Annotated in this window: 10 protein-coding genes; 4 read left to right on the plus strand and 6 right to left on the minus strand. The window is 74.7% G+C overall.

All coding sequences use genetic code 11. From position 1 onward, the window contains the following. Window positions 1–731: S1 family peptidase (locus NH602_RS21685; protein ID WP_253068765.1), on the plus strand; the 731-nt coding region annotated here is incomplete at its 5' end. A gap of 10 nt (window positions 732–741) precedes the next feature. Here the strand turns inward: NH602_RS21685 and NH602_RS21690 are convergent. Together NH602_RS21690 and NH602_RS21695 are read right to left on the minus strand one after the other, a co-directional pair. Next, on the minus strand, window positions 742–2,112 hold the full coding sequence (locus NH602_RS21690) for a replication-associated recombination protein A (protein ID WP_073574673.1): 1,371 nt from the start codon (window positions 2,110–2,112) through the stop codon (window positions 742–744). Window positions 2,113–2,156: 44 nt separating this feature from the next. Further along, window positions 2,157–3,464 carry a hypothetical protein gene (locus NH602_RS21695; protein ID WP_253068766.1) on the minus strand — a complete coding sequence of 436 codons (1,308 nt, stop codon included), beginning with the start codon at window positions 3,462–3,464 and terminating at the stop codon, window positions 2,157–2,159. Window positions 3,465–3,643: 179 nt separating this feature from the next. Here NH602_RS21695 and NH602_RS21700 point away from each other — a divergent pair, with 179 nt between their 5' ends. From NH602_RS21700 to NH602_RS21710, 3 genes are all read left to right on the plus strand, one after another. Further along, window positions 3,644–3,862, plus strand: a complete 219-nt coding sequence (locus NH602_RS21700; RefSeq protein WP_139282729.1) for a hypothetical protein — start codon at window positions 3,644–3,646, stop codon at window positions 3,860–3,862. A gap of 77 nt (window positions 3,863–3,939) precedes the next feature. After that, window positions 3,940–4,455 (plus strand): Lrp/AsnC family transcriptional regulator, encoded by a 516-nt coding sequence (locus tag NH602_RS21705; RefSeq protein ID WP_073574671.1) that lies wholly within the window; start codon window positions 3,940–3,942, stop codon window positions 4,453–4,455. Beyond that, the gene (locus tag NH602_RS21710) at window positions 4,452–5,606 is read left to right on the plus strand and encodes an aminotransferase class I/II-fold pyridoxal phosphate-dependent enzyme (protein WP_100877600.1); all 1,155 of its coding nucleotides are present in this window, start codon (window positions 4,452–4,454) and stop codon (window positions 5,604–5,606) included. The genes NH602_RS21705 and NH602_RS21710 overlap by 4 nt, the downstream gene beginning before the upstream one ends. Before the next feature lie 14 nt (window positions 5,607–5,620). Here NH602_RS21710 and NH602_RS21715 read toward each other — a convergent pair whose 3' ends face one another. From NH602_RS21715 to NH602_RS21730, 4 genes are all read right to left on the minus strand, one after another. Continuing rightward, the gene (locus tag NH602_RS21715) at window positions 5,621–6,496 is read right to left on the minus strand and encodes a GDSL-type esterase/lipase family protein (RefSeq protein ID WP_179763156.1); all 876 of its coding nucleotides are present in this window, start codon (window positions 6,494–6,496) and stop codon (window positions 5,621–5,623) included. A 96-nt stretch (window positions 6,497–6,592) separates the two neighbouring features. After that, complete coding sequence (locus NH602_RS21720) at window positions 6,593–7,789, minus strand: hypothetical protein (protein ID WP_073574669.1); 1,197 nt, start codon at window positions 7,787–7,789, stop codon at window positions 6,593–6,595. A gap of 248 nt (window positions 7,790–8,037) precedes the next feature. Further along, the gene (gene aspS / locus NH602_RS21725; RefSeq protein WP_073574668.1) at window positions 8,038–9,882 is read right to left on the minus strand and encodes an aspartate--tRNA ligase; all 1,845 of its coding nucleotides are present in this window, start codon (window positions 9,880–9,882) and stop codon (window positions 8,038–8,040) included. Window positions 9,883–9,940: 58 nt separating this feature from the next. Next, window positions 9,941–11,017 carry a radical SAM protein gene (locus tag NH602_RS21730; RefSeq protein ID WP_253068767.1) on the minus strand — a complete coding sequence of 359 codons (1,077 nt, stop codon included), beginning with the start codon at window positions 11,015–11,017 and terminating at the stop codon, window positions 9,941–9,943. Window positions 11,018–11,192: the final 175 nt, after the last annotated feature.

The following is an 11,192-nucleotide window of genomic DNA, read 5'->3' on the forward strand; positions in this document are numbered from 1 at the left end:
GCACCGCGACGGGGATGCCCGCCGGTCTGGACTCCTACGGCGTCGACCCCCGCACCGAGCAGGTCGTCGTGAGCGTCGTCGACGGGCCGGGCGCCGACGCGCTGGCCGCGGGCCTGACCGGCGGTCTCGACCCGTCCGCGGTGCGGGTGGAGCGGGTGGCGGCGCCGGCGCACCGGCAGGCCGCGGTCGGCGGGGGCGACACCATCACCGACGGGACCCGCCGCTGTACGGCCGGGTTCGCCGCCTCCGACGGCAGCAGCGACTGGCTGATCACCGCCGGGCACTGCACCCGGGGCTCGTCGTCCTGGTCCGCCGGCGACGGCTCGACGATCGGCTCCGAGGTCGAGACCGCGGGCCGCGGGGTGGACGTCGGCGCGATCGCGGTCGAGCCGGGCGGCGTGTCGGCGACCGTGTCGGGGATCCGGGTGGCCGGGAGCCGTCCGGCGCCCGTGGGCTCCACGGTCTGCCTGTACGGGTCCACCAGCGGGCGGTCCTGCGGCACGGTCCAGCGCACCGACATGACGGTGAACTTCGAGGGCCAGAGCCAGTCCGGGCTGACCTCGGTGGCGGCGTGCGCGCAGGAGGGCGACTCCGGCGCCCCCTACATCACCTCGTCCGGGCAGGCCCAGGGCGTGCACACCGGTGCGGGCGGCGACGGCAACTGCACCAGCTACTTCACCCCGATCCGCACCGCGACCGGGGCGCTCGGGCTGACCCTGACCACCGGCTGAGCGCGCGGGCTCAGTCCCGGGTGCCGCGTACGACGCGGCGCAGCTTGGGCAGGCGCTCGGCGAGGACGCGTTCGTGCCCGCGCCCGGACGGCGCGTAGTAGTCGACGCCGACGACGTCGTCGGGCGGGTACTGCTGGCGCAGGACGCCGTCGGGGTCGTCGTGCGGGTAGCGGTAGCCGACGGCGTTGCCGAGCTTCTGCGCGCCGGCGTAGTGGCCGTCGCGCAGGTGCGGGGGCACCCCGCCGACCCTGCCGGAGCGTACGTCGGCCATTGCGGCGTCGATCGCGGTGATCACCGCGTTCGACTTGGGTGCGGTCGCCAGGTGCACCGTGACCTGGGCGAGCGCGATCCGCGCCTCCGGCATCCCGACGAGCTGCACGACCTGGGCGGCCGCGGTCGCGGCGGGCAGCGCGGTCGGGTCGGCCAGCCCGACGTCCTCCGAGGCGTGGATCATCAGCCGGCGCGCGATGAACCGGGCGTCCTCCCCCGCGACGAGCATCCGGGCCAGGTAGTGCAGGGCGGCGTCGGGGTCGGAGCCGCGGATGGACTTGATGAACGCGCTGATGACGTCGTAGTGCTGGTCGCCCGCGCGGTCGTAGCGCACGGCGACCTCGGTGACGGCGCGCTCGACGGCGGCGAGGTCGATCACCGGGTCGCCGCCGGCGCCGAGGACACCGTCGGCGGCCGCCTCCAGGGCGGTGAGCGCGCGGCGCCCGTCGCCAGCGGAGAGCCGGACCAGTGCCTGTTCGCCGTCCTCGGCGAGCGCGACGGTCGCGTTCAAGCCCCGTTCGGAGGTGACGGCGCGCCGGAGCAGGGTGCGCACGTCGTCCTCCCCGAGGGACTGCAGCTGCAGCACCAGGGAGCGGGACAGCAGCGGGGACACGACGGAGAACGACGGGTTCTCGGTGGTCGCGGCGACGAGCAGGACGAGCCGGTCCTCGACCGCGCCGAGCAGGGCGTCCTGCTGGGTACGGGAGAAGCGGTGCACCTCGTCGATGAACAGCACCGTGGTGGTGCCGCTGCGGTCGCGACGCCGGCGGGCCTCGGAGATGACGGCCCGCAGCTCCTTCACCCCGGCCGAGAGCGCCGACAGGGCGACGAAATGCCGCTCCGCTCCCCCGGCGCCGGCCATCAGCCGGGCGAGGGTGGTCTTGCCGGTGCCGGGCGGGCCGTAGAGCAGCACCGACGCCGCGGCGCCGCCGTCGAGCAGGCGGCGCAGCGGCGCACCGGGTGCGAGCAGGTCGGCCTGGCCGACGACCTCGTCGAGGGTGCGCGGGCGCATCCGCGCGGCGAGCGGCGCGTCGGGGCGGACGGCGTCGCCGTCACCGGTGTCGCGCTCGTCGCCCCCGGGGTCGATGTCGAACAGGCCGTCGGTGCTCATCGCATCCAGCCTGCCAGGACACCGGCCCCGGGTGGACGGGCGGCTCAGGCGCGGTCGATCTCGTCGGCGAGGACGGGGGTGTGCACCGGGTTGTGCTCGTGGAAGCGGCACTCGGCGTAAGTGACGATCATCGCGGCGACGCCGGCGATCTGCACCGGCAGCTGCAGCAGGGTCCCCACGACCTGACCCAGGACGGGGCTGAGGAACGTCAGCGGCGCGACGACGACCAGCGAGATCACCAGCGAGTACACGATCGCGATCAGGAAGAACACCACGAGCCGGCCGAACACGGGGAAGAACCGGGGGTTGACCAGCGTGAACGTGCGGCCGATCCCGGCCCGCTCGATCACGACGACCCCGATCAGCGCGCCGGTGAACACCACGCCCAGGTAGATGGCCGGGATGATCAGCAGGAAGAAGCCGATGACGAACAGCAGTCCGGCCAGCAGCGACCAGCCGATCACCGGGAGCGCGCGGTTCTTCGCGAACGCGATGACCTGGTCCTGGCTCCACGGGCGCTGGGCCGCGTCGCGCACGACGACGAACACCGACGCCGCGTAGCCGAGCGCGGACAGCACGATCGCGATCACGGCCAGGACCAGGGTGGTCAGGCCGAGGCCCGCCACGAACCCCGTGCTGAGGTCGAGGTCGACGGGGTCGAACGACGACCGCGTGCCCCCGTCGAGGAGGTAGCTGATGCCGCTGAGGACCGCGGTCGGGATCAGCACGATCAGGTTGATGATGAGCAGCGGCTTCCCGCTGCGCTGCAGGACGCCGACGATCTTGGAGGACCAGTCGCCGAAGGAGAACGGCACCAGCGGGTCCGGGGAGGTGCCGCTGGGCGGGGCACCTCCGGAGGGGTAGGCGGGCCGGCCGTAGCCGCCCTGCGGGTACTGGCCGCCGTACTGCTGGCCGGTCGGGTACTGGCCCGGGTACTGCTGCCCGGCCCCGGGGTACTGGCCGGGATACTGGGCCCCGTACTGCTGCTGGCCGTACTGGCCTGCGCCGGGGTACTGGCCGGGGTACTGCTGCTGGCCGTAGGACTGGCCGGGGTACTGCTGCCCCGGGTCCTGCCCGTACGGGGCCTGGCCGTACTGCGGGCCGTACTGCGGGCCGGGGTCCTGGCCGTACTGCGGGCCGTGCTGGGACGGGGCGGCGGTGCCGTGCTGTCCCGGCTCCTGCGCGCCGGTGGCGGCGTCGTCCTGCCCGGCCTGCTGCCCGCCGGGGTACGGCGTGCCCGGCTGGTCACCGCTCCCGGCCGCCTGCCCGGACTCCTGGGCGCCGCCGGGCGTCGCGGCTCCCCCGGGACCGGCCTGCGGGTCCTCGCCCCGCGGCGGTTCGTTGCTGCTCATGCGCGCGGACCCTAGTTGCGGGCGGGGTGCGGCGGTGCCGAATTCACCGGCTCGCCCCCGATTCGTGACCGACGCGTACGCAGCGTGATCGTTGCCGACCCCGGATCGTCGCCGGAACGCAACGCCGCGGACGCGCGGTGTCACCGGCGCGCAACAGAGCCCGTGCACGCTCACGGGGCATGGACACGATCCCGAGTTGCCCGCTCTGCTCCCGTCCGCGCACTCCCGCCGACGTCCGCGGACTCGCCTGGAGCAGCCACCACGGCCCGACCGGCACGGTGTACGTGTGCGGTCCGTGCACGCGCGTCCAGCTCGTCGACCTCGAGTGCGGGCTGCTCGACCCGGCACGCGGCGGTGTCGCTCCGGACGTCGCGGCCCCGCTGCCGCACGCGGCCTGACCGGTCGGCCGGGGCGGGCCACCACCGACCCGCCCGGCCCGCGGCACGGCGACGGGCGGTCGTCGTAGGGTCACGCCGTGCGCGAGATCCTCGAGTTGCTCGAACGTGACGCGTCGTTGAGCCACGACACCGTCGCCACCATGCTGGGTCTGCCCCGGGACGAGGTCGACGCCCGGATCGCGGAGTGGGAACGCTCCGGGGTGATCCGCAGGCACAAGGCCGTCGTGGACTGGGCCCGGTACGAGGACGGCGGCAACGGCCACTCCGGCGCCGGCCGCGCCGGGGCGCAGGTGACGGCGTTCATCGACGTGTCGGTGGCCCCGGCCCGCGGGGTCGGGTTCGACGACGTCGCCGCCCGAATCTCCCGCTTCGACGAGGTCCGCGACTGCTACCTCGTCTCCGGTGGGCACGACCTGCGCTGCACGGTCGTCGGCCCGGACATCCGCGCGGTCAGCGACTTCGTGTCCCAGAAGCTGTCCACGATCGACCGGGTCCGTTCGACCGCCACGCACTTCGTGCTGGCCACGCACAAGCGCGACGGCGACTCCTTCGCCGAGCCGGAGCCCGACCACCGGCTGCCGGTGACCCCGTGAAGGCGCTCAACGCGACGATCTCGGCGATCCCGCCGTCGGGGATCCGGCGGTTCTTCGACATCGCCGCCGAGATGGACGACGTCATCTCCCTCGGTGTCGGTGAGCCCGACTTCGTGACGCCGTGGCGGATCCGCGAGGCCGGGATCTACGCCCTGGAGCGCGGCTACACCACCTACACCGGGAACGCGGGCCTGCCGAAGCTGCGGGAGCTGGTGTGCGCGGACCTGGCGTCGCGCTACGACGCCCACTACGACCCCGCCACCGAGTGCCTGGTCACGACCGGGGTGTCCGAGGGCCTGGACCTGGCGTTCCGGGTGCTGCTGAACCCGGGCGAGGAGGTCATCGTCCCGGAGCCCTGCTACGTCGCCTACCAGCCGTGCGTGGCGTTCGCCGGTGGGGTGCCGGTCGGGGTGCCGACCCGCGCCGAGGACGGGTTCGCGATCGACATCGCCGCGGTCGAGGCCGCGGTGACGCCGCGGACGAAGGCGATCCTGATCGGCTCGCCGGCCAACCCGACCGGCGCGGTGCAGCCGCCCGAGGTGCTGCGCGAGCTCGTCGCGCTGGCCGAGCGGCACGACCTGTACCTGCTCTCCGACGAGATCTACGACCGCCTCACCTATACCGGCGCCCACACCTGTCTGGGCGCGGTCCCGGGTGCCCGGGAGCGGACGGTGGTCCTGGGCGGGTTCTCCAAGGCCCAGGCGATGACGGGGTGGCGGGTCGGCTGGCTCGCCGCGCCGGAGCCGATCGCGGAGCTGTGCCTGCGTGTGCACCAGTACACGATGCTGTGCGCGCCGCACATCTCGCAGATCGCCGCCGTGGAGGCGCTGACCAGCGCGGAGGGCGACGTCGCGGAGATGGTGGCCGACTACGACCGTCGCCGCCGGGTCTTCGTGAAGGGCCTGCGCGAGGCCGGGCTGGACTGCCCGGAGCCGGCGGGCGCGTTCTACGCGTTCCCCTCGATCCGCGCCTCCGGGCTGGACTCGGAGACCTTCGCCGAGCGGCTGCTGCGGGAGGAGTCGGTCGCGGTCGTCCCGGGCAGCGTGTTCGGGCCCTCCGGCGAGGGGCACATCCGCTGCTCGTACGCGACGGCGCTGCCGCAGCTGGAGCAGGCCGTGGAGCGGATCGGGAACTTCCTGCGACGCCTGTGACCGGGCCGCCGAGGTCAGGCGGGCACCTTCCGCGCCCGCGCCCCCTCCAGGAGCCCCCGCACCATCACCGGCCCGAGGTCCCGGGACCGCCGCACGAGCCACGGCACCCCCTGTACCACCAGCCACGCCCCCCGTTGCCAGGCCGTCACCTCCCGCCCACCGGCGGCGTCGAGCCCGATCTCCCCCGGCACCGCGAACCCTGCGGCGCCGAGCAGCGCGGCGAAACCACGCGCCAGCAACCGGTGCCCCAGCTCGGACGGGTGCAACCGGTCCACGCTCCACGCCGCCGGGTCGTAGCTGCCTGCGGTGTCGAGGTCGAGGATCCCGACGGCGGACCGCCCCGTCGCGGCGACGGCCTCGGCCACCGCCCCGTCGACGGCCCCGTTCAGGGCCGCGATCCGGGTGGCGAGCGCCCGCTGCAACAGCCCCGGCAGCGGCCAGACGCGGGTGTGGTCGTGGAAGCGGAGCAGCAGCACGGTCGCACCGGCCCGCAGCAGCAGCTCCAGCGACTCGGCGCAGTCCCGCCGGATCGCGGCCGGGTCGAAGTCCGAGCGCAGGGTGTCGTTCATCCCGACGCACAGCACGACGACGTCGGGCCCCGACGCCGCGGCCGCTGGCACCTGCCCGTGCCGGGCGTCGGCCATCCGCGCCCCGGTCCGGGCGTGGTTGTCCAGCCGGACCGAGCCGGGGTGGTCGGGATCGTCGAGGGCGTCGCGCAGCAACGGGCCGAACCCACGCCAGCCTCCGCCGGGCAGGGGGTCACCCAGTCCGACGGCGGTGGAGTCGCCCAGCAGGACGAGGTGCCGGACGGGCCGCCCGGTCGCGTGCGGTACGGCGACGGGGCGGACGGGGCGGAGGACCGGATCGACGACGGACGGGCGCGCGGTCATCGGGGACACGCCGACACGATCACCGCCGCAGCCACCGTTTCCGTGTGCAACCGGTGACGGGTCCCGTACCGCCGTGGGAACTCTCGGGGCGGGTCCCTACCACTCGCCCCCGCGGAAGGCGGGGAACAGCGGCAGCGTCGACGACGCGTCCGGGAAACGGGTGTCGAGCGCGGTCACCACGGCCTCGGCCAGCGCGGCCGTGCCGGGCCGGGCGGTCGCCTCCGCGGTGACACCGAGGCCCCGCCAGTAGTGCCGCAGCGCCGTGGACATCCGCGGGGACCGGCCGGCGTCGGGACCGATCGGGCCGTCGCGCTCGGGCACCCGCGGCAGCAGCTGCCAGGTCGACCACCACACCCACAGCACCTGGGCGTCGGCGAGGCGCGACTCCAGCAGCTCGGGGTCGTCCAGCTCGGGCCACACCGGCGCGACCTCGGCCCGCCAGGCGTCGAGCATGGCGTCGGCGACGGCGTCGGGCAGGGCGAAGCTCGACGAGCAGCCGGGGAACGGCACCCGCACGTAGGCGGCGTCGAGGACGACGTCGCGGAAGCAGCCCCACTCGAAGTCGACGAACCGCACCCCTCGGCTGGTGACCAGGTTGTTGTCCGGGCAGGTGTCGGACGGGCTGAACGCGCGGAACCCGGTGCCGCCGAGCAGGCGCACCCCGCCCTGGGCCTCGAACAGCGCCATCTCCGGCACCTCGACGCCGAGGATCTCGACCAGCAGCTCCGGCAGCCCGGCCAGCGCGGCGCGGGCCTGGTCGGCGACCGGGTCCCGGCGGGCCTTCTCCCCCAGCCGGCGCAGCAGCGCCCCGAAGTCACCTTCCCGCCCGGCGGTCGCGGCCTGCATCCGGCCCAGGCCGCGGGCCCAGCCGAGCAGGCAGGTCCGGGCGGCCTGGGCGTCCGGGGCGAACAGCTTGTCGGCCAGGGTCAGGCTGCGGCCGAGGTCCTCCAGCACGAGCAGCCGCTGCTCCGGGTCGTGCGCGATGATCACCGGGCTGGGCCGGACGTCGCTGGGCAGCGCGGTGAACAGCTGGCAGGACGCGACCTCGTAGCGGAACGGGTCCGACGCCAGGTCCGTGCCGTCCTCGGGCGGAGCGTAGTGCTTCACGACGACGCTGCGCCGGTCGGAGAACGGGTTCTTCGCCATCCGGGCCCGGGCGACGACGGAGCGGCCGCTGCCGCCGAGGTCCTCGGGCTCGAACAGCTCGACCTCCGAGCCCGCCCGCCGCGACAGCAACCGCGCGGCCCCGGCCACCGCCGCGACCGCGCCGGGAGTCGACTGCGGATCGGTCATCGAAGGGGACCCTACCCTTCGGAGAGCGCGCGGTCCGCGCCCCGACGACGCGATCCGCGACGGGTGAGCACCAGCACCGCGGCCGCCGCATCGATGGCGCCCACCACGTCGCCTCGACCAGGTCACCGGCCGGGTACACCGCCACCCCGGGGTGGACCACCAGGTGGCCCACCCCGGGTTGGGCGTCGAGGACGCTGCGGACCTTCGACCGTCCGCCCGGGTGGGCAGACCACCCGCAGGTGCAGCGCCTACGCGGCCGGGCCGGGCTTCTCCGGGGCACCGCCGCCGGTCTCCCCGGGGCGGCCGGGCGCCGACCCGCCGGGCGCGGGCGCCGTCGGCTTCGCGTCGACGCCCGCCTCCTTACGCTGCGCGGCGGTGATCGGCGCGGGGGCCTGGGTGAGCGGGTCGAACCCGCCGCCGGTCTTCGGGAACGCGATGACCTCGCGGATCGAGTCGACGCCGGCGAGCAGCGCGGTGATCCGGTCCCAGCCGAACGCGATCCCGCCGTGCGGCGGCGGACCGAACGAGAAGGCGTCGAGCAGGAAGCCGAACTTCTCCTGTGCCTCCTCCGCGGACAGGCCCATGATCTCGAAGACCCGCTTCTGCACGTCGGCCGAGTGGATACGGATCGAGCCGCCGCCGATCTCGTTGCCGTTGCAGACGATGTCGTAGGCGTAGGCCAGGGCGTTGCCCGGGTCCTTCTCGAAGGTGTCGATCCACTCCGGGGTCGGAGAGGTGAACGCGTGGTGCAGCGCGGTCCACGCACCGCCGCCGACGGCGACGTCGTCGGTGTCGGCGGCCGACTCGAACAGCGGCGCGTCGACGATCCAGACGAACGACCAGGCCGAGGAGTCGATCGCACCGGTCCGCCGGGCGATCTCGCCCCGGGCCGCGCCCAGCAGCGCGCGGGCCTCGGTGGGCTTGCCGGCGGCGAAGAAGATGCAGTCGCCGGGGTGCGCGCCGACGGCCTCGGCCAGGCCGGACCGCTCGGCCTCGGACAGGTTCTTGACCACGGGGCCGCGCTCGTCGACCTGCCCGTCCTCACCGATCAGCACGTAGGCCAGGCCGCGGGCGCCGCGCTGCTTGGCCCACTCCTGCCAGCCGTCGAGCACCTTGCGGGGCTGCGACGCCCCGCCCGGCATGACGACCGCGCCGACGTAGGGGTTCTGGAAGACCCGGAACCCGGTTCCCGCGAAGTACGACGTGAGCTCGGTGAGCTCGATGTCGAAGCGCAGGTCGGGCTTGTCCGAGCCGTAGCGGGCCATCGCCTCGGCGTAGGGCATCCGGCGGATCGGGGTCTCGATCTCGTACCCGACGAGGCGCCACAGCGCGGTGAGGACCTTCTCGGCGAGTGCGATGACGTCGTCCTGCTCGACGAAGCTCATCTCGATGTCGAGCTGGGTGAACTCCGGCTGGCGGTCGGCGCGGAAGTCCTCGTCGCGGTAGCAGCGCGCGATCTGGTAGTACCGCTCCAGCCCGCCGACCATGAGCAGCTGTTTGAACAGCTGCGGGCTCTGCGGCAGCGCGTACCAGGAGCCGGGGCGCAGCCGCGCCGGGACGACGAAGTCGCGCGCGCCCTCGGGGGTGGACCGGGTCAGGGTCGGCGTCTCGACCTCGATGAAGTCCTCCGCGGCCAGCACGTCGCGGGCGGCCTTGTTCACGTCGCTGCGCAGCTTCATCGCCGCGGCGGGCCCGGAACGACGCAGGTCGAGGTAGCGGTGGGAGAGCCGGATCTCCTCGCCGACGCCGGTGTGCTCGTCGATCGGGAACGGCAGCGGCGCCGACTCCGACAGGACGGTCAGCTCGGTGACCGTGACCTCGATGTCGCCGGTCGGCAGGTCGGAGTTCTCGTTGCCCGCGGGCCGGCGGACGACCTCGCCGACGACCTGGATGCAGAACTCGGAGCGCAGCCGGTGGGCCCGCTCGGCCATCTCGCCCTCGCGGAACACGACCTGGGCCGATCCGGAGCGGTCCCGCAGGTCGATGAAGATCACGCCGCCGTGATCGCGGCGGCGGGCCACCCATCCGGCGAGGGTCACGGTCTGGCCGGCGTTCTCGGCACGCAGCGTGCCGACGGGGTGGGTTCGCATCACGGCGGTCAAGGCTATCGGCATCCCCCGGGCCGTCTGCCACCAGGTTTCCGGCGGGTTCTCAGAGCAGGCTCAGCTGCCCGTCCCCGGGCTCCGCAGCCCGCGGCGACGCGACCGGCTGCCGGGTCCACCCCGGGTCGCGCGGGTTCGACTCGGGCCGGTCCAGGCCGTGCCGGGCCAGCAGCGGGGCGACCCGCCGGGCCAGGGTCCCGCGGTAGTCCCGGGTGGCGTAGGCCCCGCCGCGGTAGAGCCGCTCGTAGCGCGGCAGCAGCGCGGGGTGGGTCCGCCCCAGCCAGGCCAGGAACCACTCCCGGGCCCCGGGACGCAGGTGCAGCGCGAGCACCGTGGCCCGGCTCGCCCCGGCGGCGGCGATCTCCGCCAGCAGGGCGTCGAGGGCCTCGGTGGAGTCGGTCAGCCACGGCAGCACCGGGGCCACCATGACCCCGCAGGGCAGGCCGGCGTCGGTGATCCGCCGGACGAGGTCGAGGCGGGCCCGCGGGCTCGGGGTGCCCGGCTCGAGGTGCGACTGCAGCTCCCGGTCCAGCAGCGCGATCGACACCCCGGTGCCGACGCGGACGTCGGCGTTCGCGGCCGCGAGCTGCGGCAGGTCCCGGCCCAGCACGGTGCCCTTGGTGAGGACGGAGAACGGCGTGCCGGAGCGGGCCAGCGCGGTGATCACCCCGGGCATCAGCCGGTAGCGGCCCTCCGCCCGCTGGTAGGGGTCGGTGTTGGTGCCCATCGCGACGTGCTCGCGCCGCCACGACGGCCGGGCCAGCTCCCGCTCCAGCACCCTCGCGACGTTCACCTTGACCACGATCTGGGAGTCGAAGTCCGCGCCCGCGTCGAGGTCGAGGTAGGTGTGGGTGTTGCGGGCGAAGCAGTTGTGGCTGACCACCCCGGCGGCGACGAAGTCCCCCGTACCGGTGGTGATGTCGACCATCGGGCGGAGGGTGCCGGTGTCGCGGACCGCCACGACCCGCGGCGCTCCCCCGGGCGGCTCCTCGACACGGGCACCGCCGACGTCGCGCACCCGGGCCACGGCCGGGTCGGTCACCGCGACCAGCCGCAGCTGCTCGGCGACCCCGCCCAGCACCCGCAGCGCCCGCACCCCGGGCCGGGCCGACGGCTCGGAGGCCACGCGGAACCCGAGCCGGCGCAGCGCGTCGACGCAGGCCCGGGCGAGCTCCTAGTCGCCGGGCACGATCCGCAGCACCCCGGCGGAGACCTCACCACAGGCGTCGACGATCCCGCCGACGAAACCGGCCGTCCAGCCGCGGGCGGGCCGCTGCGGCCAGGCCGCCGGCGACGGGGCG

Origin of the sequence: Pseudonocardia sp. McavD-2-B (assembly GCF_024124365.1) — a bacterium.
GTDB classification, from domain to species: domain Bacteria; phylum Actinomycetota; class Actinomycetes; order Mycobacteriales; family Pseudonocardiaceae; genus Pseudonocardia; species Pseudonocardia alni.

Bases quoted from the DNA above. Each gene is read 5' to 3' on its own strand.
- NH602_RS21715 (WP_179763156.1), bottom strand. From the start codon at position 6,496: ATGACCGCGCGCCCGTCCGTCGTCGATCCGGTCCTCCGCCCCGTCCGC.
- NH602_RS21690 (WP_073574673.1), bottom strand. From the start codon at position 2,112: ATGAGCACCGACGGCCTGTTCGACATCGACCCCGGGGGCGACGAGCGC.
- NH602_RS21695 (WP_253068766.1), bottom strand. From the start codon at position 3,464: ATGAGCAGCAACGAACCGCCGCGGGGCGAGGACCCGCAGGCCGGTCCC.
- NH602_RS21720 (WP_073574669.1), bottom strand. From the start codon at position 7,789: ATGACCGATCCGCAGTCGACTCCCGGCGCGGTCGCGGCGGTGGCCGGG.
- NH602_RS21700 (WP_139282729.1), top strand. From the start codon at position 3,644: ATGGACACGATCCCGAGTTGCCCGCTCTGCTCCCGTCCGCGCACTCCC.